Annotated in this window: 28 protein-coding genes and 2 pseudogenes; 12 read left to right on the forward strand and 18 right to left on the reverse strand. The window is 66.7% G+C overall.

Going from position 1 to position 25974, the window contains the following annotated elements; genetic code table 11:
- Positions 1 to 335, reverse strand: a pseudogene (gene minC / locus QZH66_RS08280) (septum site-determining protein MinC); the annotation flags it as partial.
- A gap of 2 nt (positions 336 to 337) precedes the next feature.
- On the reverse strand, positions 338 to 931 hold the full coding sequence (locus QZH66_RS08285) for a GNAT family N-acetyltransferase (RefSeq protein ID WP_305805481.1): 594 nt from the start codon (positions 929 to 931) through the stop codon (positions 338 to 340).
- Between the two features lie 138 nt (positions 932 to 1069).
- Here QZH66_RS08285 and QZH66_RS08290 point away from each other — a divergent pair, with 138 nt between their 5' ends.
- From QZH66_RS08290 to QZH66_RS08310, 5 genes are all read left to right on the forward strand, one after another.
- Positions 1070 to 2272, forward strand: a complete 1203-nt coding sequence (locus tag QZH66_RS08290) for a sensor histidine kinase (RefSeq protein ID WP_305805482.1) — start codon at positions 1070 to 1072, stop codon at positions 2270 to 2272.
- Positions 2269 to 2910 (forward strand): response regulator transcription factor, encoded by a 642-nt coding sequence (locus tag QZH66_RS08295; RefSeq protein WP_305805483.1) that lies wholly within the window; start codon positions 2269 to 2271, stop codon positions 2908 to 2910. The genes QZH66_RS08290 and QZH66_RS08295 overlap by 4 nt, the downstream gene beginning before the upstream one ends.
- 223 nt (positions 2911 to 3133) lie before the next feature.
- On the forward strand, positions 3134 to 4264 hold the full coding sequence (locus QZH66_RS08300; protein ID WP_305805484.1) for an SRPBCC family protein: 1131 nt from the start codon (positions 3134 to 3136) through the stop codon (positions 4262 to 4264).
- A gap of 116 nt (positions 4265 to 4380) precedes the next feature.
- On the forward strand, positions 4381 to 4752 hold the full coding sequence (locus QZH66_RS08305; RefSeq protein WP_305805485.1) for a DUF423 domain-containing protein: 372 nt from the start codon (positions 4381 to 4383) through the stop codon (positions 4750 to 4752).
- Position 4753: 1 nt separating this feature from the next.
- The gene (locus QZH66_RS08310) at positions 4754 to 5425 is read left to right on the forward strand and encodes a DNA-3-methyladenine glycosylase (RefSeq protein ID WP_305805486.1); all 672 of its coding nucleotides are present in this window, start codon (positions 4754 to 4756) and stop codon (positions 5423 to 5425) included.
- Between the two features lie 277 nt (positions 5426 to 5702).
- Here QZH66_RS08310 and QZH66_RS08315 read toward each other — a convergent pair whose 3' ends face one another.
- From QZH66_RS08315 to QZH66_RS08345, 7 genes are read right to left on the reverse strand one after another with little or no spacing between them, the layout of a single operon-like run.
- Positions 5703 to 6509, reverse strand: coding sequence for a M15 family metallopeptidase (locus QZH66_RS08315; protein ID WP_305805487.1), 807 nt, complete (start codon positions 6507 to 6509; stop codon positions 5703 to 5705).
- Between the two features lie 9 nt (positions 6510 to 6518).
- Positions 6519 to 7106 carry a PH domain-containing protein gene (locus tag QZH66_RS08320; protein WP_305805488.1) on the reverse strand — a complete coding sequence of 196 codons (588 nt, stop codon included), beginning with the start codon at positions 7104 to 7106 and terminating at the stop codon, positions 6519 to 6521.
- Complete coding sequence (locus QZH66_RS08325) at positions 7106 to 8407, reverse strand: alpha/beta fold hydrolase (RefSeq protein WP_305805489.1); 1302 nt, start codon at positions 8405 to 8407, stop codon at positions 7106 to 7108. Before QZH66_RS08325 ends, QZH66_RS08320 begins: the two co-directional genes overlap by 1 nt.
- 1 nt (position 8408) lies before the next feature.
- Complete coding sequence (locus tag QZH66_RS08330; RefSeq protein WP_305805490.1) at positions 8409 to 8588, reverse strand: DUF4177 domain-containing protein; 180 nt, start codon at positions 8586 to 8588, stop codon at positions 8409 to 8411.
- On the reverse strand, positions 8585 to 8767 hold the full coding sequence (locus tag QZH66_RS08335) for an Arc family DNA binding domain-containing protein (RefSeq protein WP_305805491.1): 183 nt from the start codon (positions 8765 to 8767) through the stop codon (positions 8585 to 8587). Before QZH66_RS08335 ends, QZH66_RS08330 begins: the two co-directional genes overlap by 4 nt.
- On the reverse strand, positions 8764 to 9048 hold the full coding sequence (locus tag QZH66_RS08340; protein WP_305805492.1) for a hypothetical protein: 285 nt from the start codon (positions 9046 to 9048) through the stop codon (positions 8764 to 8766). The genes QZH66_RS08335 and QZH66_RS08340 overlap by 4 nt, the downstream gene beginning before the upstream one ends.
- 9 nt (positions 9049 to 9057) lie before the next feature.
- Positions 9058 to 9960 (reverse strand): SPFH domain-containing protein, encoded by a 903-nt coding sequence (locus QZH66_RS08345; RefSeq protein WP_305805493.1) that lies wholly within the window; start codon positions 9958 to 9960, stop codon positions 9058 to 9060.
- A 131-nt stretch (positions 9961 to 10091) separates the two neighbouring features.
- On the opposite strand from QZH66_RS08345, the gene purT reads away from it, so the two are divergent.
- Complete coding sequence (gene purT / locus QZH66_RS08350) at positions 10092 to 11279, forward strand: formate-dependent phosphoribosylglycinamide formyltransferase (RefSeq protein WP_305805494.1); 1188 nt, start codon at positions 10092 to 10094, stop codon at positions 11277 to 11279.
- 75 nt (positions 11280 to 11354) lie between these two features.
- On the opposite strand, the gene QZH66_RS08355 is transcribed toward purT, so the two are convergent.
- Entirely contained in the window at positions 11355 to 12554 is a 1200-nt protein-coding gene (locus tag QZH66_RS08355) for an endonuclease/exonuclease/phosphatase family protein (protein ID WP_305805495.1), read from the reverse strand.
- 46 nt (positions 12555 to 12600) lie between these two features.
- On the reverse strand, positions 12601 to 13407 hold the full coding sequence (locus QZH66_RS08360) for an arginyltransferase (protein ID WP_345783838.1): 807 nt from the start codon (positions 13405 to 13407) through the stop codon (positions 12601 to 12603).
- Positions 13408 to 13516: 109 nt separating this feature from the next.
- Here QZH66_RS08360 and QZH66_RS08365 point away from each other — a divergent pair, with 109 nt between their 5' ends.
- Positions 13517 to 14104, forward strand: coding sequence for an EF-hand domain-containing protein (locus QZH66_RS08365; RefSeq protein ID WP_305805497.1), 588 nt, complete (start codon positions 13517 to 13519; stop codon positions 14102 to 14104).
- Positions 14105 to 14166: 62 nt separating this feature from the next.
- Here QZH66_RS08365 and QZH66_RS08370 read toward each other — a convergent pair.
- From QZH66_RS08370 to QZH66_RS08385, 4 genes and pseudogenes are all read right to left on the reverse strand, one after another.
- Positions 14167 to 15379: pseudogene (locus tag QZH66_RS08370) on the reverse strand (RNA polymerase sigma factor).
- A gap of 60 nt (positions 15380 to 15439) precedes the next feature.
- The gene (locus QZH66_RS08375; protein ID WP_305805498.1) at positions 15440 to 15952 is read right to left on the reverse strand and encodes a pathogenicity-like protein; all 513 of its coding nucleotides are present in this window, start codon (positions 15950 to 15952) and stop codon (positions 15440 to 15442) included.
- A 1-nt stretch (position 15953) separates the two neighbouring features.
- Complete coding sequence (tesB, locus tag QZH66_RS08380; protein WP_305805499.1) at positions 15954 to 16862, reverse strand: acyl-CoA thioesterase II; 909 nt, start codon at positions 16860 to 16862, stop codon at positions 15954 to 15956.
- A 64-nt stretch (positions 16863 to 16926) separates the two neighbouring features.
- Positions 16927 to 17706, reverse strand: a complete 780-nt coding sequence (locus QZH66_RS08385) for an enoyl-CoA hydratase/isomerase family protein (protein ID WP_305805500.1) — start codon at positions 17704 to 17706, stop codon at positions 16927 to 16929.
- A gap of 36 nt (positions 17707 to 17742) precedes the next feature.
- Between QZH66_RS08385 and QZH66_RS08390 the strand changes: the two genes are divergently transcribed.
- A complete protein-coding gene (locus tag QZH66_RS08390; RefSeq protein WP_305805501.1) occupies positions 17743 to 18192 on the forward strand; it encodes a copper chaperone PCu(A)C in 450 nt (149 codons plus the stop codon).
- Positions 18193 to 18363: 171 nt separating this feature from the next.
- Here the strand turns inward: QZH66_RS08390 and QZH66_RS08395 are convergent, their stop codons facing one another.
- On the reverse strand, positions 18364 to 18771 hold the full coding sequence (locus QZH66_RS08395; protein ID WP_305805502.1) for a thioesterase family protein: 408 nt from the start codon (positions 18769 to 18771) through the stop codon (positions 18364 to 18366).
- The gene (gene uvrA, locus QZH66_RS08400; RefSeq protein ID WP_305805503.1) at positions 18768 to 21731 is read right to left on the reverse strand and encodes an excinuclease ABC subunit UvrA; all 2964 of its coding nucleotides are present in this window, start codon (positions 21729 to 21731) and stop codon (positions 18768 to 18770) included. Before uvrA ends, QZH66_RS08395 begins: the two co-directional genes overlap by 4 nt.
- A 289-nt stretch (positions 21732 to 22020) precedes the next feature.
- On the opposite strand from uvrA, the gene rplU reads away from it, so the two are divergent.
- From rplU to obgE, 3 genes are all read left to right on the forward strand, one after another.
- Positions 22021 to 22338, forward strand: a complete 318-nt coding sequence (gene rplU, locus QZH66_RS08405) for a 50S ribosomal protein L21 (protein ID WP_305805539.1) — start codon at positions 22021 to 22023, stop codon at positions 22336 to 22338.
- 12 nt (positions 22339 to 22350) lie between these two features.
- The gene (rpmA, locus tag QZH66_RS08410) at positions 22351 to 22611 is read left to right on the forward strand and encodes a 50S ribosomal protein L27 (protein WP_305805504.1); all 261 of its coding nucleotides are present in this window, start codon (positions 22351 to 22353) and stop codon (positions 22609 to 22611) included.
- Between the two features lie 202 nt (positions 22612 to 22813).
- Complete coding sequence (obgE, locus tag QZH66_RS08415) at positions 22814 to 23866, forward strand: GTPase ObgE (RefSeq protein WP_305805505.1); 1053 nt, start codon at positions 22814 to 22816, stop codon at positions 23864 to 23866.
- 91 nt (positions 23867 to 23957) lie between these two features.
- Here obgE and rpsT read toward each other — a convergent pair whose 3' ends face one another.
- Positions 23958 to 24227: a 30S ribosomal protein S20 gene (gene rpsT / locus QZH66_RS08420; RefSeq protein ID WP_017354922.1), complete on the reverse strand. Its 270-nt coding sequence runs from the start codon at positions 24225 to 24227 to the stop codon at positions 23958 to 23960.
- 116 nt (positions 24228 to 24343) lie between these two features.
- Here rpsT and murJ point away from each other — a divergent pair, with 116 nt between their 5' ends.
- Positions 24344 to 25936, forward strand: a complete 1593-nt coding sequence (gene murJ / locus QZH66_RS08425) for a murein biosynthesis integral membrane protein MurJ (protein ID WP_305805540.1) — start codon at positions 24344 to 24346, stop codon at positions 25934 to 25936.
- Positions 25937 to 25974: the final 38 nt, after the last annotated feature.

Here is a 25974-nt window from a genome sequence, read left to right on the forward strand (position 1 = left end):
TACTGGGCGCGGAACTTGGCCAGCAGCGGCAGGCCCAGCTGCCCGGACAGCACCTCGGTATCGTGGCTGCCGTAGGCCAGCGCGACCGGCAGCACGCCGGCCTCGCGCAGCCCGCCGAGCAGCGCCTGGGCCGTGGCCAGGTCGGGCAATTGCGACAGGCCGCCAAAATCGATGATCACCGCGGCGCGCCCGAACAGCTTGGGCGCACGGGCCACGCGTTCGCGCATTTCCTGGCTCAGACGTTCCACATCCAGGGTGCGGACGCGCAGGTTGGCGATGCCGACCTGGCCGATCTTCAGTTCGCCAGCTTGTTCATAGTCCAGATTCACCGCCATGTTCAGGTTCCTGTCGGCTGATGCACGCGCAGGGCACGGCGTGGATGTCCCACCCAGGGGACGTCGGGAAGGTGGTCGCCATAGGTTTCATGCACCCACTGGTAGCTGCACAGGTCCTTGAGCAGCATGCTGGCGCGCAGGTCGACATCGGCCATGGTGTTCTGGCCGACTTCGCGGAAGCCGAAACTGCCATGGAACAGCAGGGCGGCATCGGCGCCGTGGTCGAGCAGCACCTCGCAGGCCATCTGCGGGTAGCGCAGCTCGGCATAGCTTTGCGCATCGGCGTAGAAGGCGCGGCCGACACCGCCACCGCGGCGGCGGCTGGCGATCACGATACGGTCGATATAGAAAAAGCTGGGGTAACGCTGCTGGAACCAGGCAAAGTTGCTGCTGTCATGTTCGCTGTCGCTGCCGTAGCCGACCAGGAAGCCGGCCAGGTTGCCGTCACGCTCGGCGACGCGGAAATATTCGGCGGTGTCATAGAAACGCCGCAACTTTGCCGCATCCAGCGGAAGGATGGCCATGCCGCCGTTGTTGTTCAGCGCCAGGACGGAATCGAGCTCGTGCTCACGCACGTCGCGGATGACGATCGACATTGTGACTCCGTGGGGTAAAACGGTCGGCCCTTGCCGGGCTGTGCGGCGGATTATCGCATGGGTCGCTGGAGCGGGCGAGCCACACGCCATTACTTCCGTGGGAGGCGATGCGGGCCGGTTCATCACTACTATGTGCGCATGTTGGGATATCTGAGCCATACCCGTGTCCTGCGCCTGGCAGGCCTTTTCACCTGGGCGATCGTCTGTGCACCGCTGGTCTACACCCAGTACGTGCCACGGGACGAGCCGGCCCTGCACAGCACGCTGGAGGCGTGGTGGCTGTTTGCGTCCTATCTGGCTTTCGGCGGCTGCTACTTCTGGCTGACCCGCGGGCTCAATACCGGCGGCCACTCGGGCTGGTACGACCGGTTGCTGCTGTTGGCACTGACGGTGTCGGCGCTGGCGGTGAGCTACCTCAGCGGCACCGGTCTGGGCAGCATCTTGATGATGGTCGCCGCCGGGGTGATTCCGTGGCTGCTGAACAAGCGGGTCGGCATGTTGTGGGTGGTGCTGAGCCAGCTGGCGGTGGCGCCGGTCTATTACGTCTTCCTGCCGTTCTCGCTGCTGGAGGCGGTGATGCAGTCGCTGCTGTACGGCGGCTTTTCGATGTTCATCTTCGTGACCAGTCTGGTGGCGCGGCAGCAGACCCAGGCGCGGGAAGAGCAGCGCCGGCTCAATGCCGAATTGCGCGCCACCCGCCTGCTGCTGGCCGAAAGCGCGCGGGTCAACGAACGCACCCGCATCTCGCGCGAGCTGCACGACCTGCTGGGCCACCACCTCACCGCGCTGAGCCTGAATCTGGAAGTGGCCAGCCATATCAGCCAGGGACAGGCGCAGGAGCATGTACGCCAGGCCCATACCCTGGCCAAACTGCTGCTCACCGACGTGCGCGAGGCGGTCAGCCAGCTGCGCGAAAGCGGCGCCATCGATCTGGCCGCGGCGTTGCGGCCACTGGCCGAGCGGGTGCCGTCGCTGGAGATCCATCTGGATATCGATGAGCCGCTCAGCGTCGAAGACCCCGGGCGCGCCCATGTGTTGCTGCGCTGCACCCAGGAAATCATCACCAATGCGGTGCGCCACGCCAGTGCACGCCATCTTTGGATCCGGGTGCACCGCGAGGAGGCGCAGGTGGTGATCGAGGCGCATGATGACGGGGTGGGCGCGGCGGCCGGGGAGATCATTCCCGGCAACGGCCTGCGCGGGATGCGCGAGCGGATCAGCCAGTACGGCGGCGAGCTGGTCATGGATACCCGCCCTGGCCAAGGATTCCGGCTGCGCGCCGCGGTGCCGGTGGTAACGAATATGCTGCTGGCTTCAGTGCCACAAGGAGTGAATGGATGATCCGCGTCTGCCTGGTCGATGACCAAACCCTGGTGAGGCAGGGGATCCGCTCGTTGCTGGCACTGGACGACAGTATCGAAGTGGTGGCCGAGGCCATTGACGGCAAGCAGGCGGTGGAGATTATTCCGCAGGTGGCCCCCGACGTGGTGCTGATGGATATGCGCATGCCGGTGATGTCGGGGCTGGAGGCGCTGCAGCTGCTGTCGCGCCAGGGGCAGCTGCCGCCGGCGATCATCCTGACCACGTTCGACGACGACCAGCTGGTGCTGGCCGGGCTCAAGGCCGGGGCCAAGGGCTATCTGCTCAAGGATGTGACGCTGGAGCAGCTGGTGGGGGCGATCCGTACCGTGGCTGCGGGCGGTTCACTGGTGCAGCCGGCCGTGACCCAGCGCCTGCTGTCCGGGCTGGAACACATGCGCAACGAGTTCGTCAGCCTGGACCGGCCCGACCCGTTGACCGAGCGTGAAACCGAGATCCTGAGGCTGATGGCCAGCGGCTTCTCCAACAAGGAGATCGCCAATTCACTGGGAGTGGCGGAAGGCACGATCAAGAACCACGTTTCCAATATTCTGTCGAAACTGGGAGTGCGTGATCGCACCCGCGCGGTGCTCAAGGCCTTTGAGTTGCAGCTGGTCTGACCCCGTGCGGACGGTTTCCGGTGGCAAAACCGGCGACCACCGTGGCGTTGCAGGGCACGCGGACCACCCGCATCCGGCGGTGATGCGTTACGCTTTGCAACTGTCGGGTATCGGGTAAGGAAACCGGTACGCCAATCGAATGAAAAATGCGCGAAAAGCCTGATAGGATTGGGGGCTTCGCTTCAATCAACCCGGCCGTGGGATCGGCCCCGGAGACTCCTGAATGACCCGTATTATCGAGTTCCTGATCGCCTTGGGGATCGTGGCTGGCCTTTTCGTCATCATTGGCGTAAGTCTGCCGGGCGAACGCCATATTTCTGAAAGCATCGAAACCAACCGCAAGATGACGATCGTGTTTGACACGGTCAACAGCCTGCGCCGTTTCAAGGACTGGAACCCGCTGGTCCTGCGTGATCCGGGCGTCGAGCTGAAGCTCAGCGGCCCGGACGCCGGCGTCGGTGCCCGTCTTGATTACAGCTCCAAGGACAGCACGCTGGGCCAGGGCTCCTGGGAGATCACCGAGAGCGAGAAGAACAAGCTCGTCGCGATCGCCATCCAGGACCCGACCCGTGGCCATGACAAGATCACCACGTTCGCCCTCGAGCCGACCGGCAAGGGTGGCCGCAACGTCAAGATCACCCAGGACTACAGCATCAAGTACGGCTTCGACCTGTTCGGCCGTTATGCCGGCCTGTATGTCAGCCGCCATGTCGGCGACGACCTGAAGCTGGGCCTGTCGCGCATGGCCAACATGCTGGCCACCGTGCCGAACGTCGACTATCGCGCCGAGGAAGCACCGCTGTCGGATCTGAAGATCGTGGACGTTCCGGCCGAGGACCTGCTGGTGGTCAACGCCGGCAACATCGACCGCAACAACGAGTCCATCCGCAAGTCGATCCAGGACAACCAGGAATGGATCAAGCGTGCGATGGAAGCCAACGGTCTCGAGGCTGCCGGTCCGGTGCGGATCGTGACCACCGACTTCGGCTCGGACAAGTACGCCTTCGACGTGGCCCAGCCGGTCCGCAAGAAGAGTGGCGCGGCTGCGGTTGCCGACAAGAACAAGGCGGAAGCCGAGGTCACGGCGCCGGTGGCCACTGCTGACGGCAAGCTCGACATCAAGATCCCGTCCGGCAACCCGGTGACCTACGTCCACGCCAAGGCCCATCGTTCGGCGTTTGCATCCTACAGCGGCCACATGGCGGGTCTGGATGTGGCGCGTAATGCCCTGCGTGCCTGGGCGGCGACCAACGGCAATGAAGTGGTGGACCGTCCGTACGAGTCCTGGAAGGGTGGCGTCGACAAGGCGTTCACCACTGACGGCTCCTACGACGTGTACTGGGCGGTCAAGTAAGCGCCCGCTGCACGGATGACCTGATGGACCCGAACGCGCCGCTTCCAGCGGCGCGTTTTTTTTGGGAGTGTTGCAGGCACCGCGATGCTGCGGTGGTCGATGAGGAGAGGATCGAAATGCCTGTTCTGGAACTGCCTTCACGCCGGCCCTTTGTGCTGGCCGGCTGTGGCGCGCTGCTGGCGGCGGCGGCGATCGGGCTGTCCGCATACGCCTCCCATGGCATTGCCGATGCGCAGGCGCAGTCGCAGGTGACTACGGCGGCGCTGTACGCCTTCGGTCACGGCATTGCATTGGCGGCCCTGGGGCGGCTGCCCGGTGATGGCGTGACCCGGGTGGCGTTGTGCGGTCTGCTGCTGGGCACGCTGCTGTTTTCCGGCAGCCTGGTCGGCGGTGCGCTGTGGCACGCGTCGATGCGGCTGGCGCCGGTGGGCGGCATGACCTTGATGGCCGCCTGGGCGGTATATGCGCTGGCTGCCCTGAGGCGCTGACATGCCCCGTTACCGGCGCGGTTTCGATGTGGAACTTGCCCATGCGCACCTGTTGCGGGATCAGCGGCTGGGTGCATGGATGCGGCGGTTGGGGCCACTGTCGGCACCCCCCGGCTGGCGCAAAACGTTCGATCCGGTCGATGCGCTGGCGCGGGCGATCCTGTTCCAGCAGCTCAGCGGCAAGGCCGCCGCGACCATTGTCGGCCGGGTGGAGGCGGCAATCGGCAGCCCACGGCTGCATGCAGACACCCTGGCGCGGATCGACGATGCGGCATTGCGCGCCTGCGGGGTGTCCGGCAACAAGGCGCTGGCTCTGCGCGACCTGGCACGGCGGGAGCTGGCCGGGGAAATCCCGGGCCTGCGGCAGATGGCGGTGATGGATCATGAGGCCATCATCCAGGCGCTGGTGCCGGTGCGCGGTATCGGCCGCTGGACGGTGGAGATGATGTTGATGTTCCGGCTCGGGCGCCCGGACGTGCTGCCGGTGGACGATCTGGGGATCCGCAAGGGTGCGCAGAGGGTCGACAACCTGGAGACGATGCCTACGCCGAAGGAGCTGTTGGCGCGCGGCGAGCGTTGGGGGCCGTATCGCACGTATGCCGGGCTGTATCTGTGGCGGATCGCCGATGCCGATGCGCAGGTGGAGGGGCCGACCTCGCGCTCACAGCAGTGAGGGCGCGACGTTGATCGCCGCGTAACGGCAGGGCGGCGGTAGCGGATCCGCGCTGCCGGGCTGCTCCGCTGCCGGGCTGCCGACAGTCCTTCGCCATCGCGATGCCGTGGATGATGCCGTCACCCGCACCGGCGGGAATGGGCGCAATCGATGGCCGCGCGCATCGGATGTCGCGATGGATGCTTGCTGGCCGCGGCGCTGCTCCGGACGGCGCCGATGGCGGTCCGGTGCGGCGTTCAGATCAGGCCGTCAACGCCGGCGCCGCTGCTCGCACTGCTCAGGCGTGGGCGCGGTGCCAGCACCAGTGCCAGGGTTCGTAGATGATCCCGAAAGGATTGTCGCGCGGGTAGCTCATGGTGAAACCGAAACGTCCGGCATGGCGCTGCAGCCAGCCGAATGCGGGCGTGGCCTCGAACGATTCTTCTGCCGGCAGTTCGCCGGGCGTGCCAATATCCAGCGCGCAGCCGCTGTGGTGTTCGCTGTAGCCCGGGGCGGCGTTGACGGTGAGGATCTGCGCCACGTCCAGGCCGCGGGCGAGCTTGCGGTCAAAGATTGCCAACTGGTAGGCGTGGCTGCGATAGCCGGAAATGGCCTCCAGCAGGATGCCGTCCATTCGCGCCCGATGCTGCATGCCCTGCCAGGCGCGGGCCGCGGCGGCGGTCAACCACAGCGGGCGCCGATACCGGTCGAAACCGGCCAGTGCGAGGTGGGCCGGTTCGGCGACCAGTTCGAGTCCATGCCGGGGGCCGTAACTTTCGTCCAGGCCCAGCTGCTGCAACCGCTCATGCAACCGGTCCAATGGCAGTTCGGCGGCCGCCGGCGGGCCGCGCCGGGTGCTGCAGATCACTTCGTCCAGCGCCGCCAGGGCGTCCTCGATGCCGGATTCGAACTTCAGCCGCGGCACCAGCGGCATCAGCCCTTCCGGCAATGACGCGGCGAGGTAGCAGCCATCGCGCTTGCGTCGCAATACCCAGCGGGCACGGGCCAGGGTGCGGGCGTCGGCGTTGCTGCGCGCACGCAGCAGGCCGGCAGGCCACAGTTCGATGTCGGGGGTGTTGATCAGCCGCGAGGGAGCAAAGCGCATGGCCCCAGCTTAATCCCGGCGTCCGTGCGCGGCCAGCCGGGTCAGGTCCTGCAGCAGCTGGCGCGGATTCTCCGGGCTGAGCAGCACGCGGCTGCCATCGCGCAGCGGCAGCAGCAGTACCCGGCTGTTGTCGGTGACCAGGCAGAACGCCTTGCCACCGTCGCGCATACGGTAGTGACCGGCGCGGACACCTGGAATCTGCAGGCCGTTGGTCTTGCGCGCAGGCTTGAGTTCGGTGTGCTCGGCCAAGTCGATGACGCGCGCCCTGTCCATTTCCAGCGCGGCCAGCTCGATGCGCTTGCGGTACAGCATGGCGCTGATCTGCAGCGTGCTGCCATCGATCATGATCCGACGGCGGCGGTAGCCGATACCGACGAGGACGAGCATGAGCAGCGGCAGCAGTGACGCCAGCCAAAGTCCGCTGCCTGCTTCCGCGGTGGCGGTGCCGCGCAGCAGCAGTGTCAATGGGGGAATGCCAGCGGCGGCCAGCAGCGGGACCGCGATCCACAGGAAGGCAAGCGGATGTGGCGCGGCGACCGGATAGCTGCGGGCCGTACCCACCGTGCCGCTGTCATTGCGTGGGAAGGCCGGGCGCATCAGGGCTGCGCCTTGATCCAGCCGGCCACATCGTCGATCAGCTGCGCCGAAACATGCCCGGGCTGCTGGTATTCCTGCAGCGTTCCCGGGCCTTCACCGGCGATGCCCAGATGGTTCAGCGCCGGATAGTCGCGGAAGCTGAAGCGGGCGCCCTGCAGGCCGGCTTTCCACAGTTGCCAGTCGCTGCCGGTCACCTGGAAATCGCGGCCGCCCTGCAGCAGCAGGATCGGCAGAGTCAGGGCCCGGGCATCGGCCACCGGATGGATCGCCTCGAAACTGCGCCAGTAATGGGCGGGCTGGCCCAGAGGTGAATCCTTGGCGGCGACCTCGCCGCTGCCGCGGACGGCGGCGATCTGTGCGTCCAGCTTGTCCAGGAAGGCCTGTTCCTCGCTGCTGATCTGGCCGTCCTGCAAAAACAGGTAGCGGTTCTGCTCGGGCAGGATGGTCAACAGCGAGCGCGCCGGTGCGGCCAGCAGGATCAAGCCGGCCAGCTTGCCGGACTGGCGGGCGATGCGCGGGGCGAGCATGCCGCCCTGGCTGTGGCCGAGCACGAACAGGTGGCGGGCGTCGATGCCGGGGGCCGTGGCCAGCGCCGCGACGGCCGCCACCGCATCGTGGGTGGTCTCGTCGTCCACGGTGAAGCTGTCGCCGGCAAGATCCTGCGGACGGGCCTTGCTGCGCTTTTCGTAGCGCAGCACGGCGATGCCCTGGGCGGCCAGGCCGCGGGCGATATCCAGGAACGGGCGGTTGGGGCCGATGGTTTCATCCCGGTCCTGCGGCCCGGAACCGTGCACCAGCACCACCGCCGGGAACGGGCCGGTGCCGTCCGGCATCGCCAGGGTGCCGGGCAGGGCGCCCGGCTTGGCGGGGATGCTGAACTCGATTTCGTGGAAGCCGGCATCGGCCGCCGGTGCGGCGGCGGGTGGCGGGGCGGCCGGGGTGATGCGGAAGCCGGCGATGCGGCCCTGACCATCGACCACGGTCTGCGTATCCAGCTCGCCGTTGGCAAAACGCAGGCGGATGACGACCACGCTCATGCCCTGCTGCGTGGTGGTCTGCGCCGCGCCGCGCCCGTTGGCCGCGCCCATCTGCGCCGGCAGGGATTCCCAGATCGCCTTCAAGGTGGCGGCGGGGACCGCGGCGGCCATTTCCGGGGTAAAGCCGGCTTCAGCGCCGGCATAGTTGCCGGCATCGAGCTGGTCGAGCAGGCGTGCGGCAATGGCCTGCGCAGGGTCGGCGGCGAGCGCGGCGCTGCTGCCGAGCATCAGCAGCGCGATGGCCAGAAGACGTAGAAGGCGCATCTCAGTTCTCCTTTTTGAACACCAGCAGGGCCGGCGCCAGCGGCGCATGGAACAGGATGTTGACCAGCTCCCAGCCCAGATTGCCCTGCCGGGCAAGTTCGGCCTGGATTTCCTCGATTTTCGGATTGCCCATCAGCGAGGCCTTGATCTCGACGGTGAGGTAGCTCCAGCGCTTGCTCATTCCTTGCTCTCCTTGTTGGTGCTGTCGGGTTTGGGTAGGCGCCCGGCCTTGCGCAGGGCATCGCGGATCACGTATTCGATCTGGGCATTGAGGCTGCGCAGCTCGTCGTCGGCCCAGCGCTGCGTCGCCGCCAGGACTTCGGCATTGATGCGCAGCGGATAGGCTTTCTTCTCGCTCACTGGCGCGGATTCCCGTTGCCGTCCTTGCGCAGGCGCAGCAGCATCGACACCAGCAGGGCGTTGACGCCCAGCGCCATGGCGATCACCACGGCGTAGACCAGGCGCTTGCTGTCCCCGGCGAAATACAGGCCGATGGCGCCGATAAACAGGCATAGCGCGACCAACGCCCAGCGCAGGCCGATGGCGCGTGCCTGCGGCGCGTTCGCTTCGCCGGTCCACAAGGCCAAACCCAGGGCGGGAAGGCCGGACAGGGCGACAACCAGGGGGACGGCGACATCCATGTGGCGGCCTCAGTACAGCGAGCTGGTATTGACTATCGGTTGCGCGCCGCGCTCGGAGCACAGCACGGTGAGCAGGTTGCTGACCATCTGCGCCTTGCGCTCTTCATCCAGGTGCACGGTGCCGTTCTTTTCCAGCTCGGCCAGCGCCATCTGCACCATGCCCACCGCACCGGCGACGATCCGCGTGCGCGCGGCGATCACCGCGTTGGCCTGCTGCCGCTGCAGCATCGCCTGGGCGATTTCCGGAGCGTAGGCGAGGTGGCTGATGCGCGCATCGATCACCTGCAGGCCGGCATCGGCCAGGCGTTCGGCCAGCTCGTCCTTCAGGTGTTGCGAGATTTCCGTGGCGTGGCTGCGCAGCGCCAGCTGACCTTCCTCGTGCTGGTCGTAGGGATAGCTGGTGGCCATCGCACGCAGCGCCGATTCGGACTGGATGTGCACGAAGCTCTCGTAGTCATCGACGTTGTAGACCGCCTCGGAGGCGTCGATCACCTGCCACACGATCACCGCGGCGATCTCGATCGGGCTGCCGTCCAGTTCGTTGACCTTGAGCTTGCCGCTTTCGAAGTTGCGGATGCGCTGGCTGATCCTCTTCTTGGCATAGAAGGGGCTGTTCCAGCGCAGGCCGTTGTCCTTGACCGTGCCCACATACTTGCCGAACAGGCTCACTACCGCGGCCTGGTTGGGCTGCATCGTGTACAGGCCGGACAGCAAGAACACCGCCAGCGCGGCCAGCAGCACCGCGCCGATGACCAGGCCCGGGATTCCCTGCGGGCCAGGGGTGGAAAGCGCTTCGGGCGCAGCTCCGGCGCTGGCCGCGGTGACCATCAGCCATGCCGCTACCGCGGCGGCGGCAATGCAGGCGATCACCACCGGAATGCCGGGCAGCGACTTCAGGAGTTTCTCTTTCATGGTCGTCTCGTCCGTGGAGTTCGAGGTCAAGATATCAATTTGATATCATGTTGCAAGTGCCGCCGGTGCGCCGGTGATTCGGGCCTGCCAGTAGAATGCCAAGCCAGTCCCCGTTTTATGGAAGCTGCGTCATGACCACTGTTGGCACCCCGCTGTCGCCGTCCGCCACCCGCGTGTTGCTGCTCGGCTCGGGCGAGCTGGGCAAGGAAGTGGCGATCGAACTGCAGCGTTTCGGGGTCGAGGTGATTGCCGCCGACCGCTACGCCGATGCGCCGGCGATGCAGGTCGCCCATCGCGCGCACGTGGTCGACATGCTCGACGAGATGGCGCTGCGCGAGCTGGTCGCGCTCGAAAAGCCGCACCTGATCGTGCCCGAGATCGAGGCCATCCATACCGAAACCCTGATCCAGCTGGAACAGGAGCACGGGCAGCGGGTGGTCCCGACCGCACGTGCCGCACGCCTGACCATGGACCGCGAAGGCATCCGCCGCCTCGCCGCGGAAGTCCTGGGGCTGCCGACTTCGCCCTACCGCTTTGTCGCTACCGAAGCCGAGTACCGGGCGGCGGTGGCGCAGATCGGGCTGCCGTGTGTGCTCAAGCCGGTGATGTCGTCTTCGGGCAAGGGCCAGAGCACCCTGCGCAGCCAGAGCGACATCGCCCCGGCATGGGAATACGCACAGACCGGCGGGCGTGCCGGTGCCGGCCGCTGCATCGTCGAAGGCTTTGTCGATTTCGATTACGAGATCACCCTGTTGACCGTGCGCCATGCCGGCGGCACCTCGTTCTGCGAGCCGGTGGGGCATCTGCAGAAGGACGGCGATTACCGCGAAAGCTGGCAGCCGCAGCCGATGTCGGAGCTGGCGCGGGAGCGCGCGCAGGCGGTGGCCAAGGCGATCACCGATGACCTAGGCGGCTGGGGCGTGTTCGGGGTGGAACTGTTCGTCAAAGGCGACGAGGTATGGTTCAGCGAGGTTTCGCCGCGCCCGCACGACACCGGCCTGGTGACGCTGGTGTCGCAGGAGCTGAGCCAGTTCGCGCTGCATGCGCGCGCGATCCTCGGCCTGCCGATTCCGCTGATCCGCCAGAGCGGGGCATCGGCCTCATGCGCGATGCTGGCCCATGGCGAGGGCGTGCCGTTCTTCAGCAATGTGGCCGCGGCACTGGAGCATCCGGATACCGCGCTGCGGCTGTTCGGCAAGCCCTGCGTGCATGGCCACCGCCGCGTCGGGGTGACGCTGGCCCGAGGCGGGAACGTTGACGATGCCCGCAACATCGCCCGTGAGGCGGCGGCGGTGATCGGGATTGAATTGAAAGGCTGACCCGGCCGGATCGATGGTGCGGACAGGCAAACGCCGGCACTGCGCCGGCGTTTTCTTTTCTGCCGGGAGGCCCGCTCAGCGCACGTCGACCCACACCAGGTGGTGGTCGCTGCCATCGGCGATTTTCGCTTCGGGGCTGTCGCCGGCCGGCCAGAACACGCCGCTGTCGAGGTACTGGAATCCGACCGAAGGCAGCACGTAATCCAGCCGCAGCGTGCCCGAACGCGGGCCGAAGTCGCCGGTCGCCTGGGCCGGCGCGCCGCGGCGCACGATGCCTTTTCCGGCATAGGCCAGGCTGGTCTGCTCGGCACCCGGACTGTGCGGGGTGGGATACCGCAGCACGCGCGGGTTCTCGAGCAGCTCGAGGATGGCCTCGTGGCGGCCATCGCCATCGATCGGGTCGTTGTTGAGGTCGCCCAGGATCACAAAGCGCGCATCGGCTGCAAGGCCGCCGCAGCGGCCCTGGTCATCGCACAGCCAGGCGGTGTTGTCGCCGGCCAGATAGTCCTGCCAGAGCCGCAGTTCGTCGTGGTTGCGCGCGGCGTTGCGCTTTTCCCGGCCATCGAATACCGGCGGGGTGGGATGCGAGACCAGCGCATGGACCGTGCCCGATGGCGTGCGTACCGGCACGTCCCAGTGCGATTTGGACGACAGCCGCAGCTGGGCCCAGATCGCATCGGAATAGAACGACTTGCCGGTGGTCGGATCCAGCGGCCGCAGCGCGCCCGGCATTGCGCTCCACTTCAGCAGCTGGAACGTGCGCACCGCTTTTTCATCGATCGGATAGCGCGACAGGACCAGCATGCCGTACTGGCCCGGGTGCAGGCCGTAGCCCCAGGCATCGTTGCCGCGGTCGCGGCCCTTGCCGCCGACCGTGCCGTTGTTGTCCAGGTCCAGCCCGCTCGGCACACCGGTGTTGACCGGGGCCAGGTAGCGGTAGGCGTAGTGCAGCGGTTCGCCGCCGCCGGGCTGGGCGGTTTCCAGATAGCGCTGCTGGAACAGGTCGGCAGCGCGATGGCCCTCGTCGTAGTCGAACTCGTTGAGCAGCACCAGGTCCGGCCGCACCTGTTGCAGCACGGCGGCGATCTTGCGCGCGTGTTCGCTGTCGCCTGCCAGCTGACGGATCAGACCGCCACTTTCATCGGAGTAGAGCGAGGTGTTGTAGGTGGCCAGTCGCAGCGCCGGTGTCGCCTCGGGTGGGGTTTTCGGGGCAGGCGCGGTGGTGCAGGCGGCACACAGCATGGAGGCGGCCAGGAGCAGGAAATGTCGGTTCATGGCGCTATTTTGCACCGGGACGATGAAACCGCCATTGCCGCGTGCCTCAGATGCCGTCGTGGGCGCCGTCGAAGTCGTGCCAGCGGCGGCCATCGTAGGCCTCCAGCGGCCGGAACCGGCGTTTGTAATCCATCTTGTGGTGGTCGCGGATCCAGTAACCCAGATACAGGTAGGGCAGCGATTCGCGCTGCGCCCACCGGATCTGCTGGAGGATGGCGAACGTGCCGAGGCCGCGCGCCTGCACCTCCGGATCGAAGAAGGTATAGACCGCCGACAGGCCCTGCACGGTCACATCGGTCACGGCCACGGCCAGCAGACGGCCGCGCTGACCGGCCTGCGTCGGCTCGCGTATTTCAAGAAAGCGCCCCTGCGACCAGCGCCCGACCAGGAACTGGTCGAATTCATGCGCGCCATGGCCATCCATGCCACCGCCGGCGTGGCGATGGGCCAGGTAGCGCTGGTACAGCGCCAGCTGTTCGTCGGTACGCTCGGCCGCAACCACCCGGCATTGCAGATCGGCATTGCGGGCCAGGCAGCGGCGTTGGCTGCGGTCGGCGGCGAAGCGCGACGCCGGAATGCGTACCGGCACGCAGGCGCGGCAGTGCTGGCAGTGCGGGCGATACACCAGGTCGCCGGAACGCCGGAAGCCCCACGCCAACGCCATCGGATACAGCACCGCCAGGCGCGGATCCTGCGGATCGAGCACCAGATCGCGGGCCTGGCGGTCCGGCCAATAGCCGCAGGGATGCTCGCCGGTCTGGAACAGGCGCAGTTCTTCGTTGCTGTCGGAATGCAGGGCCATGTGCACAGCATAGCCCGGCGTCGTCGCCGGACCTGCGCCTGTCTGCGTCATGAATACGGCCCGGAGCGCTGTCAACGCCGCCGGTGTCCGGGCGTTTTCACCAGTACCGGCACGACGAGTCCGTCGTCCGCTTTCCCCCCCAACGCAATGGAGCCTCACCATGAGTCAACGCACCCCGATGATCCTGCTGGCGATGCTGCTGGCCACTTCCGCCGCCGGTGTGGCAATTGCCGCGGCCCCTGTTGCCGCGCCTGCCGCCGCCAAGGCGCCGACCTCCCGCCTGGACCGCAATGGCGATGGCGTGATCGACCGTCAGGAAGCGGCGGCGCATCCGCGTCTGGCCGAGCGTTTCGATCAGCTGGACAAGAACAGGGACGGCAAGCTCAGCGCCGCGGAAATGCCGGCGCCGCGTTACCGGGGTGGCCATCACGGCGGCCACGGTGGTCATGGCGCGCGCAAGGGCGGTTTGATGATGCGCGGCATGGATACCAACAAGGACGGCCGGATCAGCGCCGCCGAGTACCAGGCCTATTTCGCCAAACTGGACGTCAACAAGGATGGCTATATCGACCGCGCCGACCGGGTGGCGCGGGGTGAACAGCGCCGTGCCGAATGGTTTGCCAAGGCCGATACCGACAAGGACGGCAAACTGAGTCCGGCCGAACTGGAGGCTGCGCGCAAGGATGCACCGCGTGGTCATCGCGGCCCGCGTGGACCGATGCCGGCGCAGGTGCCGGCTGCGAAGTAATCCCCCGCAGAAGTGCCGACCGACAACACCCCCGCTGGCAACAGCGGGGGTGTCTTGTTCTGCTAGTTGCGCAGCAGCGCGAACAGCGTCGCAGCCACCGCAAGCAGTGACGTGGCAACGATGACGCTGCGTCCAAACACGCTCTGGTACACCCGGGAAGGGCCGCTGCGACCATGGCGTGCGGCATCCCGGGCGAGCATCGGCGCCATCACCCGCGGCAGGGTGACCAGATACTGGTAGTTCAATGCGGCCATACCTGCCGCCAAGGTCAGCATGCCGCCAACCAGGCCCATGCGGAACACCACGCCGGCCAGGGCGCAAACGCAGAACACAAAGGCGCTGATGGTATGCAGGCGCATGAAACGGCGGACCCTGCGGTTCTCCTCAGCCGTCTCGGCATAGCGCAGCAGGTAAAGATTGGAGAGCCAGGTGGCCAGGGTGCCGAACACGAGGGAGCCCAGCACCACCCACATGCTGAACGGGCTGGGGAACAAGGCGCTCACCGCGGCGCCGAGCGTGCCTGCGGCTGCGCCACTGCTGGCGGTGTTGACGCCAAGCCCGCCAACTCCCAGCTTGCCCGCACTGGTGCCGGCCACGCCGGCCCCTGTGGCGATGATCGCCGCGCTGGCCGCACCGGGAGCCGCCAGCATCAGTGCCGAGCTGACCACGGCGGCGAAGGCGCTGCCCGGGGCGCTGCTGCGGGCGAATTCGCCGAAGCGCTTGAGCATCTGCGCGCGTACCGTGGCGCGGGCCCGCGACAGCCGCTTGCGCACCGCGGCATCGCTCAGGCCCAGCAGGGCGGCCACCTGCTGCGAGCGTTGGCCCTCGCGGTAATACAGCAGCAGGATCTCGCGGCTGTCCTCCGGCAGGGCGGAGATGAGCTCGGCGGCGGCCCGCTCGTCTTCCCCGCGCAGCAGATGCTCGGCGGCGTTGGGCGACGGATCGGCGGCCATGCCGATGGCGATTTCAGCCGCTTCACCGGTCAGCGGCCGGCCGCGATGGGCCCGCAGCCAGTCGCGGGCCAGGTTGCGGGTGATCTGGCGCAGCCACGGCAGGAAACTGGAATGGTTGTTGAGCTGGGTGAGCTGCTGCCAGGCCTTTGAAGGCCTCCTGGGCGATGTCTTCGCTGGCCTGCACGTCGCGGGTGATCGCCAGCGCGATCGCGGTAACCGTGTTCTGGCAGGCCAGCACGATGCGGCCATAGGACCGGGGACAGCCGCCGCTGGCGGCGGGCAGTTCGCGTTGCAGCATCGATTCCAGCGGGAGGGCGGTCATGGGCGGCGTCCGGACGGGATGCAGGGCATGACGGCCGACGCCGCCAGATGTGACCGTCGCTTACGGCGTGGGCGGCGGTGCAGGTGGCTGGATGCGCACCCGGATTTCGTCCTGCTCGGGCGCAGGCGCCGCCGGGCTGGCCGGTGGCTGTTGCGAGGGTTGTGCCGGTACCGGGGCAGGGGTATTGCGGTGGCGCATCACCACGAACAGGGCCACCGCGGCGATCACCAGCAGCAGTCCGATGCGGAGGCGCCAGGCCCAGCTGCGGCCGCCTGTGGTCTGCGGCACGTCGTCGCGGAAGGCGAACTCGGCGGTGGGGTGGTCGCGCCGGGTGGTGTCGAGCAGCCGCGCGGCGCGCAGTACCTCACGCGCCCGCGGCTGGTCTTCGGCATGCACCACCCAGACCGCCGGGTAGCTTTTGGCGTTGCCCTGGTCCAGATAGCTGAACTGGCCGCCGCGTTTGCTGTGATACGAACGGCCATTGGTGATGCGCGCGTCAATCCCGGCATCGCGCAGCAGCTTGGCCACGCCCTCCACGGTTTCCACGCGCTGGCTGCTGAATACCTGGCGCATGTCAGCCCCTGGCCGCGATGGCGACGGTTGCGGGGCTGTCAGGCGTGACCCGGATCAGCCCTTCCTGCGCGGTGCTGGCCACCAGCACGCCGTCGCGGGTGAAGAACTGGCCGCGGGCCAGGCCGCGCGAATCCTGCGCGCTGGGGCTGTCCAGCGAGTACAGCAGCCAGTCGTCCACGCGGAACGGGCGATGGAACCAGATCGCATGGTCCAGCGAGGCCATCTGCACGTGCGGCTGGTAGTAGCTGATGCCGTGCGGGAAGGTTGCGGTACCGAGCAGATGGAAATCCGAGGCGTAGGCCAGCAACGCCTGATGCAGCTCGGGCGCATCGCCGACCGGTTCGGTCAGGCGCATCCACACCTGGTGGTAGGGCGGGCGCCTGGGCGGATTGAGCTCGTCGCGCGGGTAGACGTGGCGGAATTCGAACGGGCCGCCGCGCGAGAGCCAGCGCTGCACCTTGACCGGCAACCGCGCCAGCACGTCGGCCGCCAGCGGCGGGGTCGGCTCGAGGTCTTCCGGTTGCGGCACTTCAGGCATCTTGTGCTGGTGCTCGGCGCCGGTTTCGGCCTGCTGGAACGAGGCGGCGCAGAAGAAGATCACCTTGCCGTGCTGGATCGCGGTGACCCGGCGCACCGAAAAGCTGCCGCCATCGCGGGTGCGGTCGACGTCATAGACGATCGGGTGGTCGATATTGCCGGCGCGCAGGAAGTAGGCATGCAGCGAATGCACGTGGCGGCCGTTTTCCACCGTGGCCTGGGCGGCAGCCAGCGCCTGGCCCAGCACCTGGCCACCAAACACGTACTTGGTGCCGATGTCGCGGCTCTGGCCACGGAACAGGTTGTCCTCCAGCCGTTCCAGCGACAGCAGGTCAATCAGTTCGGACACCACGGGTTCGGGCTGGGTGGACAAGGGGGCAACCTTCGTTTCGGCAGGCGGCGATTATAGCGGGCGCGACTTGCCGGCCGCGGCATCTTCAACTCTTGCCGAGCCGGGCGATCAGCGCGTGCAGGGCATTCTGGGTATCGGCGGCGAACCACGCCTCGATGAACCGCTCCAGCTGGATGTGCTCCGGCTGCAATGCTTCATGCAGGTCGGCCCGGGCGATGGCGCGGGTCTGCAGCATCGGCTGCCGCGGCAGCTTGAGCAGGCCCTGCAGCCAGGCCACCGCGCGCGGCACCACCTGCGGGCCGTCGGCCAGTTCATCGACCAGGCCGATTTCCAGCGCCCGCTCGGCGGCCACCAGCTGTCCGCCAACCAGCAATTGCTCCGCGCGATGCGGACCGACCACGCGGCGCATCAGCCGCTGGATGCCTTCCGGCGCCACCAGCCCGACCTGGGTTTCGTTCAGGCCAATGGAAAACGGCCGCGCCGGATCGGCGCTGCGCGCCATCACCCGGTGATCGCAGCACAGCGCCAGTACGCAGCCGCCGGCCGGAGCGTGGCCGGTCACGGCCGCCACTACCGGGACCCGGCTCTCGGCCAGGGTGCGCGCGGCACCGAAGAACGCCTGCCAGCTGTCCAGCAGCTGGTCGCGGTCCGCGCCGTGGGAGAGCAGGTGCGGCACATCCATGCCGGCGGAAAAAATCCGTTCACTGCCCGACAGCACCAGCCCCTGCACGTCTTCGCCCAGGGCGTCATTCACGGCGCTGATCAGGGCGCGGCACAGCGCGGTATCCAGTGCGTTGACCGGCGGGCGCGCCAGCCGCAGTTCGCGGATGGGGCCGTGGTTGATCACTTCGATAAGCGTCGTCATGCTGCGATCTCTTGCCTGCAGGGAGTAGTGAGCTCGATGATAACCAAACCATTCATGTGCGTACTGTTGTCCCTGACGGCGCTGGCGGCGGCGCCTGTACATGCGGCCGGCGCACAGTGCGTGCAGCTGCGCGAGGGCTGGATCCGGCTGCCGCCGGGTGCCGCGGCGATGCCGATGGCGGCCGGGTTCGGCCAGATCCACAACGGCTGCGATCAGGCGGTGGCGGTGGTGTCCGCACGCAGTCCGGCGTTCAAGGAGGTCTCGCTGCATGAAACCACGCAGGTGCAAGGAGTCAGCCGCATGCGCGAAGTCGGGCGCCTGCCGGTGGCCGCCGGCCAGGCCGCCGAGCTCAAGCCGGGCGGGCTGCATCTGATGCTGATGGGGGGCGGGGCGCTGCAGGAAGGCCAGCGCGTGGCGCTGCTGTTGACCCTGGCCGATGGCCGCGAAGTGCCCGGTGAACTGGTGGTGCGCAAGCCGGGTGGCTGAAACGGCGGCCGCGATTCGCGGTCCGCACCACCCGGGTCGCCCTTGCCGCTGTTGGTATCGCCAGCAGCGGCGCCGGTGGCCTCGGGTCACGCCGCCGGGAGGGTGCTGCCCCCGGCGTTTCGGGCCCGGTCCAGAACGCTGGCGTGGCGGCCCCCGGCAGTGGCGCGCGGATCAGCGCGACGCGTTGCGGATCGCATCGGGCAGCGGCGCGCTCTTGCCGGTCTGCGTATCCATCCACACCACGACCACGTTGCCGTCCGAATACACGAGGCCGGCGTCTTTCTGGTCGATGATGCGATGGCCGATGGTGACGCTGCTGTTGCCCAGCCGTTCGACGAACAGTTCCACCACGATGTCGTTGGGCCACACCAGCGGCAGCCGGTAGTTGACGTTGGTGGCGGCCACCACCGGGGCGATGCGGTCGGTCATCGATACGCCGTCCACGCCCAGCATCCAGCGCACCCGCGCTTCTTCCAGGTAGGAGATGTATTTGGCGTTGTTGACGTGGCCCATGGAGTCCATGTCGCGCCAGCGCACGCTGATGGGAATGCGGGCCAGTTGCTTGTGCTCGTTGCTCATTTTGCAGCCTTCTTCTTGGCAGGGGCGGCAGCCTTGTTGGCAGCCGTTTTCTTGACCGGCTTTTCCTTGCGCGGCGGGCGCGCATCGGGCTTGTTGGCCACGGCCGCCGGCTGTTCCGGGCGCGCCGCGGTGGAGGGCAGCATCCGCGCCAGGAACTGGCCGGTATACGAATCCGGATGCGCGGCCACGTCTTCCGGGGTGCCGGTGACGAGGATGGTGCCGCCGCGATGGCCGCCTTCCGGGCCCAGATCGACGATCCAGTCGGCGGTCTTGATCACGTCCAGGTTGTGTTCGATCACCACCACCGTGTTGCCCTCGTCGCGCAGCTTGTGCAGCACGCCGAGCAGGGCATCGATGTCGTGGAAATGCAGGCCGGTGGTCGGCTCGTCGAGGATATACAGGGTGCGTCCGGTATCGCGGCGCGACAGTTCCTTGGACAGCTTCACCCGCTGCGCTTCACCGCCGGACAGCGTGGTCGCGCTCTGCCCCAGCTTGATGTAGCTCAGGCCCACATCGACCAGCGTTTCCAGCTTGCGGGCGATGCTTGGCACCGGCTCGAACAGCTTCAGCGCATCTTCCACCGTCATCTGCAGCACGTCGTTGATGGTGTAGCCCTTGTAGAGGATCTCCAGCGTCTCGCGGTTGTAGCGCTTGCCGTGGCAGACATCGCAGGGCACGTACACGTCCGGCAGGAAGTGCATTTCCACCTTGATCAGGCCATCGCCCTGGCACGCCTCGCAGCGGCCGCCGCGCACGTTGAAACTGAAGCGGCCTGGTGAATAGCCGCGCGCACGCGCTTCGGGCACCTGCGCATACAGCTCGCGCAGCGGCGTGAACAGCCCGGTATAGGTGGCCGGATTGGAACGCGGGGTGCGCCCGATCGGCGACTGGTCGATATCCACCACCTTGTCGAACAGGTCCAGCCCTTCGACTTCGCGGTAGGGCGCGACCGGGTGCGAGGCGCCGTTGATCTCGTTGGCCGCCAGCGAGAACAGGGTGTCGTTGATCAGGGTCGACTTGCCCGAACCGGACACGCCGGTGACGCAGGTCAGCAGCCCGGAAGGGATATCCAGGTCCACGCCCTTGAGGTTGTTGCCGCTGGCCCCGCGCAGGCGCAGCGTCATCTTCGGGTTCGGCTTGTGCCGGCGTGCGGGAATCTCGATCCGGCGCTTGCCCGACAGGTACTGGCCGGTCAGCGAGCGCGGCGCATCGAGCAGGTCCTGCAACGTGCCCTGGCCGACGATCTCGCCGCCATGCACGCCGGCGCCGGGGCCGATATCGAGCACATGGTCGGCCAGCCGGATCGCATCCTCGTCATGTTCGACCACGATCACGGTGTTGCCCAGATCGCGCAGCCGCGTCAGCGTGCCGAGCAGGCGCTCGTTGTCGCGCTGGTGCAGGCCGATCGACGGCTCGTCGAGCACGTACATCACGCCGACCAGGCCGGCACCGATCTGCGAGGCCAGGCGGATACGCTGCGCCTCGCCGCCGGACAGGGTGTCGGCCTTGCGTTCCAAAGTGAGGTAGTCCAGCCCGACATCGACCAAGAACCCCAGCCGCTCGCCGATCTCCTTGACGATCTTGGCGGCGATCTCGCCGCGCCAGCCCGGCAGTGTCAGCCCGCTGAAGAACTTCAGCGCCTCGTCGATCGGCAGCACCACCAGCTCGGGCAGCGGGCGGTCGGCGACAAACACGTTGCGCGCGGCCTTGTTCAGGCGCTGCCCGCTGCATTCGGGGCACGGGCGCTCGCTGATGTACTTGGCCAGCTCTTCGCGCACCGCCGCCGATTCGGTTTCCTTGTAGCGCCGTTCCAGGTTGGGAAGGATGCCCTCGAAGCGGTGCTTGCGCTGGGTGCGGCCGCCGGCCTCGGTGAAGTAGGTGAAGGTGATGCTGTCTTCGCCACTGCCATACAGCACCGCGTGGCGCACCTTTTCCGGCAGCGACTGCCACGGCGCATCGGCGTCGAATCCGTAATGTTTGGCCAGCGAGGCGATCAGCTGGAAATAATAGGCGTTGCGCCGGTCCCAGCCGCGCACCGCACCCGCCGACAACGACAGCTCCGGATGCCCCACCACGCGCGCCGGATCGAAGAACTCGGCCATGCCCAGGCCATCGCAGCCGGGACAGGCGCCGACCGGCGAGTTGAACGAGAACAGCCGCGGCTCCAGCTCCGGCAGCGAGTAGTCGCAGACCGGGCAGCTGTACTTGGACGAAAACAGTTGCGCCGGCGCATCGGCCGCATCCAGCGACTGCACCGAGACCATGCCATCGCCGAGTTTGAGCGCGGTCTCGAAGCTCTCCGCCAGGCGCTGCTTGATGTCTTCGTGCGGGCGGAAACGGTCGATCACCGCCTCGATGGTGTGCTTGACCCGCAGCGCCAGTGGCGGCACCGCATCGATTTCGTACAGGTGGCCGTCCACCCGCACGCGCACGAAACCCTGCGCGCGCAGCTGGTCGAACACCTGCGCGTGCTCGCCCTTGCGCTCGCGGATCACCGGCGCCAGCAGCATGAAACGCTGCTCCGGGTCCAGCGCCAGCACGTGGTCGACCATCTGGCTGACGGTCTGCGCTTCCAGCGGGTAGCCATGGTCCGGGCAGCGCGGGCTGCCGACGCGGGCATACAGCAGGCGCAGGTAATCGTAGATCTCGGTGATGGTGCCCACGGTCGAGCGCGGGTTGTGCGAGGTGGATTTCTGCTCGATCGAGATCGCCGGAGACAGGCCTTCGATATGATCCAGGTCGGGCTTTTCCATCACGCTGAGGAACTGCCGGGCATAGGCCGACAGCGATTCCACATAGCGGCGCTGGCCCTCGGCGTAGATGGTATCGAACGCCAGCGAGGACTTGCCCGAACCGGACAGGCCGGTGATGACAATGAGCTTGTCCCGCGGCAGGTCGAGGTCGATGTTCTTGAGGTTGTGCGTCCGCGCGCCGCGGATGCGGATGAAATCCATCGCCATGTGGGATCCAGTTTGGATCGCTCCGGCTGGGCCGGGAGCGGAGTGTGGGCGTGAGGTGGCGGCAATCGATCAGCCTAGCGAGCTTGCGATTTTGGGGCAATTGCCGCAATTGCCAGCCCGCCGCCGCGCCCGGCGCCCGGGGACGGATGATGGGGGCGGCTGCCTGGCCGGGTTGTGGGCTTGGAAGCTGGCGACTTGACCCCGGCCGGCAGTGACCACTAAAATCCCGCTTCTGTCCGCCCTCGATGGCGAGGCAGGCGACCACAATAACTACAGAGGAAGTCTGGTCATGTATGCAGTTCTGGTAACTGGCGGTAAGCAGTACCGCGTGGCGCAGGGCGAAACGCTCCGCGTCGAAAAGCTCGAAGTCGAAGCCGGCGACGAGATCAAGTTCGACAATATCCTGATGCTGGGTGACAGCGACGGTATCATCCTGGGTGACGCGCTCAAGGGCGCCACCGTGACCGCGAAGGTGGTGGCCAATGGCCGCGCCGACAAGATCCGGATCATCAAGTTCCGTCGCCGCAAGCACCACATGAAGCGTCAGGGTCACCGTCAGTACTACACCGAAATCGAGATCACCGGCATTGCCGGTGGCAGCAAGTAAGGAGAAGCAGTCATGGCACATAAGAAGGGCGTAGGCTCATCGCGCAACGGTCGCGACTCCAACCCGAAATACCTCGGCGTGAAGATCTACGGTGGCCAGGCCATCGGCGCCGGCAACATCATCGTGCGTCAGCGCGGCACCCAGTTCCATCCGGGTTCGGGCGTTGGCCTGGGCCGTGACCACACCCTGTTCGCGCTGGTCGATGGCAAGGTGGAGTTCTCGGTCAAGGGTGCGAAGAAGCGTCGTACCGTCAGCGTGGTTGCGGCTGTCTGATTCGGCTCGCAAGGGCGTCCGCATCCTGATGCGGGGCTGCTGACGAAAACCCCGCTTCGGCGGGGTTTTTCGTTGGCGTAGCGGAAACCGGTGCTGTCCGGCTTCCGCGCCGGATGCGGCATTGCCGCAGGCCGGTACACTGTTGTGTGGCATGACCGCGCGTCGTGTCGCTTTTTTCCGTAGGCATTCCGAAAGTGGTCACATGAAACTTGTAGATGAAGCAGAAATCCAGGTCATCGCCGGCAATGGCGGCAACGGCTGCGTCGGCTTCCGTCGCGAGAAATTCATTCCGCTGGGCGGGCCCGATGGGGGCGACGGCGGTGACGGCGGCAGCGTGTGGATCCGCGCCGATGAAAACCTGAGCACGCTGGTCGACTTCCGCCATGAGCGGATATTCCGGGCGCAGCGCGGCGAGAACGGCATGGGGCGCCAGGCCTATGGCAAGGGTGGCGAGGACCTGGTCATCACCGTTCCGGTGGGCACGGTGATCATGAACGTGGCCACCGATGAGGTGATCGGCGATCTGGTCACCCATGGCGACCGCCTGCTGGTGGCCAAGGGCGGCAAGGGTGGCCTGGGCAACATGCACTTCAAGAGCTCGACCAATCGCTCGCCGCGGCAGTCATTGCCGGGCGAAGAGGGGGAGGAGCGCCTGCTCAAGCTGGAGTTGAAGCTGCTGGCCGATGTCGGCCTGCTGGGCTTCCCCAATGCCGGCAAGAGCACGCTGATCCGTGCGGTGTCGGCCGCCACGCCGAAGGTGGCCGACTATCCCTTCACGACGCTGTATCCGAACCTCGGCGTGGTCAAGGTCGAGAGCTATCGCAGCTTCGTGATTGCCGACATTCCCGGCCTGATCGAGGGCGCGGCCGACGGGGTGGGTCTGGGCGCGCAGTTCCTGCGCCACCTGCAACGCACCCGTCTGTTGCTGCATCTGGTGGATATCTCGCCGATGGAAGGCGGGGTCGAGGGGGTCTCCCCGGTGGAGCAGGTGCGTGCGATCGAGCGGGAGCTGGAGAAGCACGATCCGGCGCTGCTGGCCAAGCCGCGCTGGCTGGTGCTGAACAAGGCTGACCTGATGTTCGAGGACGAGGCGCGGGCTGCCGCCGGGCAGATCGTCGCCGAGCTGGGCTGGACCCAGCCCTGGTACCTGGTGTCGGCGCTGGGCCGTGAAGGCACCTGGCCGATCATGAAGGACGTGATGGCGTTCTTTGATCGCCAGCGTCAGGAGGAGCTGGAGGCGCGTGATGCTGTCTGATCGACAGCATCATCGGGCAACAAAAAACCCGGCCGAGGCCGGGTTTTCTTGTGCTGCCGGAAGCCTGGCTTCTGGCAGTCCTTGCGCCGGATCAGGCGGCCTTGAGGGCCTTGATGCGGGCGGTCAGGCGGCTCTTGTGACGAGCGGCCTTGTTCTTGTGGATCAGACCACGCGAACTGAAACGGTCGAGGATCGGCTGGGCGACGGCAAAGGCTGCCTCGGCGCCGGCGGCATCATTGGCGTCCAGCGCCTTGATTACCTTCTTGACAGCGGTGCGCAGCATCGAACGCTGAGCCGTATTGCGCGCATTGCGCACAACGGTCTGCTTGGCGCGCTTCTTGGCGGACTTGATATTGGCCACGGTGGTGGTTTCCTGAAAAATCGGTGTAATGGGAACAGCAAGCGCGAAAGTATGATGGTTCGAAAAATTTACGTCAAGTCAATTGTCAAGAGGGAGCAGGAGTGAGTTCGCCAAGGATGTTGAGGGGGCTGCTGTCATTCAGCAGCATGACGATGATTTCACGGGTACTGGGACTGGTGCGGGATCAGGCCATTACCATCACCTTTGGCGCCAATGCCACCACGGATGCGTTCTGGGTAGCATTCCGGGTACCCAACTTCCTGCGCCGGCTGTTCGCCGAAGGTTCGTTCGCCACTGCGTTCGTGCCGGTGTTTACCGAGGTGAAGGAAACCCGCCCGCACGCCGATCTGCGCGAACTGATGTCGCGCGTATCCGGGACGCTGGGCGGAGTTTTGCTGGTGCTGACCGCGCTGGGAATGATCTTCACTCCCCAGATCGCCTGGCTGTTCGCCGACGCCGATGCCGGTGACCCGGCCAAGTACGGGCTGCTGGTGGATCTGTTGCGGCTGACCTTCCCGTTCCTGCTGTTCGTATCGCTGACCGCACTGGCAGGCGGTGCGCTGAACAGTTTCCAGAAATTCGCGATGCCGGCGCTGACGCCGGTGATCCTGAACCTGTGCATGATTGCCGGCGCACTGTGGCTGGCTCCGCATCTGCAGGTGCCGATCCTGGCGCTGGGTTGGGCGGTATTGGCGGCAGGTGTGTTGCAGCTGTTGTTCCAGCTGCCGTCGCTCAGGGGCATCAACCTGCTGACCCTGCCGCGCTGGGGGTGGACCCATCCGGACGTTCGCCGGGTCCTCACGCTGATGGTGCCGACCCTGTTCGGCTCCTCGGTGGCGCAGATCAACCTGATGCTGGATACCGTGATCGCCGCCAAGCTCATTGACGGCTCGCAGTCCTGGTTGTCGCTGGCCGACCGCTTCCTCGAGTTGCCGCTGGGTGTGTTCGGTGTGGCGCTGGGTACGGTGATACTGCCGGCGCTGGCCCGTCATCACGTGAAGACTGATGGAGAGGGCTTCTCCAACGCGCTGGACTGGGGGTTGCGGATGACCTTGCTCATCGCGGTCCCGGCGATGCTTGGCCTGTTGCTGTTGGCACAGCCGTTGATCGCCACGTTGTTCCAGTACCGCGAATTCACCGCGTTCGACACACGGATGACGGCATTTTCGGTCTATGGCCTGAGCTTCGGGTTGCCCGCTTTCGCGCTGCTCAAGGTGGTGCTGCCAGCGTTCTATTCGCGCCAGGACACCAAAACGCCGGTACGGGCAGGCGTGGCCGCATTGGTGGCCAATATGGTGTTCAACTTCGTCCTGTTGGCCGTGCTGTACCAGGTGATGGTGCCTGATGCCCTGAAAGCGGAGGGGGTGATGGTGGCGCTGGCCAAACAGCCTGGCCTGCATCTGGCGTTGGGCATTGCCAGTGCCCTGTCCAGTTACCTGAACCTGATACTGCTGTGGTACTGGCTGGGCAGGACCGGGGTCTACCGGCGGCGTCCGGGCTGGGGAAGCTATGTGCTGCGCTTGGCGCTTTCCTGTGCGGCGATGGTCGCGGTGCTGCTGGCGATGCTGCAGTGGCTGCCCAGCTTCGACGGCCTGGACAAGTGGCAGCGGATTGGCAGCCTGGCACTCCTGGTGGGCGGGGGGGGGCTGGCCTACCTGCTGGCCATGGCGGCCATGGGCTTCCGTCTGCGTGAGCTGCGCGGGCATTGAGGCGATGGGGCCGGTCGCGCCGCTATACTTGCTCGCTA

The sequence above is a fragment of the Stenotrophomonas sp. YIM B06876 genome, from assembly GCF_030711595.1.
Lineage (GTDB): Bacteria > Pseudomonadota > Gammaproteobacteria > Xanthomonadales > Xanthomonadaceae > Stenotrophomonas.

Coding starts and splice junctions, on each gene's coding strand:
- QZH66_RS08300 (WP_305805484.1), top strand. CDS start 3,134: ATGACCCGTATTATCGAGTTCCTGATCGCCTTGGGGATCGTGGCTGGC.
- QZH66_RS08365 (WP_305805497.1), top strand. CDS start 13,517: ATGAGTCAACGCACCCCGATGATCCTGCTGGCGATGCTGCTGGCCACT.
- QZH66_RS08305 (WP_305805485.1), top strand. CDS start 4,381: ATGCCTGTTCTGGAACTGCCTTCACGCCGGCCCTTTGTGCTGGCCGGC.
- murJ (WP_305805540.1), top strand. CDS start 24,344: ATGTTGAGGGGGCTGCTGTCATTCAGCAGCATGACGATGATTTCACGG.
- QZH66_RS08290 (WP_305805482.1), top strand. CDS start 1,070: ATGTTGGGATATCTGAGCCATACCCGTGTCCTGCGCCTGGCAGGCCTT.
- QZH66_RS08310 (WP_305805486.1), top strand. CDS start 4,754: ATGCCCCGTTACCGGCGCGGTTTCGATGTGGAACTTGCCCATGCGCAC.
- QZH66_RS08385 (WP_305805500.1), bottom strand. CDS start 17,706: ATGACGACGCTTATCGAAGTGATCAACCACGGCCCCATCCGCGAACTG.
- QZH66_RS08345 (WP_305805493.1), bottom strand. CDS start 9,960: ATGAAAGAGAAACTCCTGAAGTCGCTGCCCGGCATTCCGGTGGTGATC.
- QZH66_RS08295 (WP_305805483.1), top strand. CDS start 2,269: ATGATCCGCGTCTGCCTGGTCGATGACCAAACCCTGGTGAGGCAGGGG.
- QZH66_RS08285 (WP_305805481.1), bottom strand. CDS start 931: ATGTCGATCGTCATCCGCGACGTGCGTGAGCACGAGCTCGATTCCGTC.
- QZH66_RS08355 (WP_305805495.1), bottom strand. CDS start 12,554: ATGAACCGACATTTCCTGCTCCTGGCCGCCTCCATGCTGTGTGCCGCC.
- QZH66_RS08325 (WP_305805489.1), bottom strand. CDS start 8,407: ATGCGCCTTCTACGTCTTCTGGCCATCGCGCTGCTGATGCTCGGCAGC.
- obgE (WP_305805505.1), top strand. CDS start 22,814: ATGAAACTTGTAGATGAAGCAGAAATCCAGGTCATCGCCGGCAATGGC.
- rplU (WP_305805539.1), top strand. CDS start 22,021: ATGTATGCAGTTCTGGTAACTGGCGGTAAGCAGTACCGCGTGGCGCAG.
- QZH66_RS08390 (WP_305805501.1), top strand. CDS start 17,743: ATGATAACCAAACCATTCATGTGCGTACTGTTGTCCCTGACGGCGCTG.
- QZH66_RS08360 (WP_345783838.1), bottom strand. CDS start 13,407: ATGACGCAGACAGGCGCAGGTCCGGCGACGACGCCGGGCTATGCTGTG.
- QZH66_RS08395 (WP_305805502.1), bottom strand. CDS start 18,771: ATGAGCAACGAGCACAAGCAACTGGCCCGCATTCCCATCAGCGTGCGC.
- purT (WP_305805494.1), top strand. CDS start 10,092: ATGACCACTGTTGGCACCCCGCTGTCGCCGTCCGCCACCCGCGTGTTG.
- QZH66_RS08330 (WP_305805490.1), bottom strand. CDS start 8,588: ATGAGCAAGCGCTGGAGCTACCTCACCGTCGAGATCAAGGCCTCGCTG.
- uvrA (WP_305805503.1), bottom strand. CDS start 21,731: ATGGCGATGGATTTCATCCGCATCCGCGGCGCGCGGACGCACAACCTC.
- rpmA (WP_305805504.1), top strand. CDS start 22,351: ATGGCACATAAGAAGGGCGTAGGCTCATCGCGCAACGGTCGCGACTCC.
- QZH66_RS08320 (WP_305805488.1), bottom strand. CDS start 7,106: ATGCGCCCGGCCTTCCCACGCAATGACAGCGGCACGGTGGGTACGGCC.
- QZH66_RS08315 (WP_305805487.1), bottom strand. CDS start 6,509: ATGCGCTTTGCTCCCTCGCGGCTGATCAACACCCCCGACATCGAACTG.
- QZH66_RS08340 (WP_305805492.1), bottom strand. CDS start 9,048: ATGGATGTCGCCGTCCCCCTGGTTGTCGCCCTGTCCGGCCTTCCCGCC.
- QZH66_RS08375 (WP_305805498.1), bottom strand. CDS start 15,952: ATGCGCCAGGTATTCAGCAGCCAGCGCGTGGAAACCGTGGAGGGCGTG.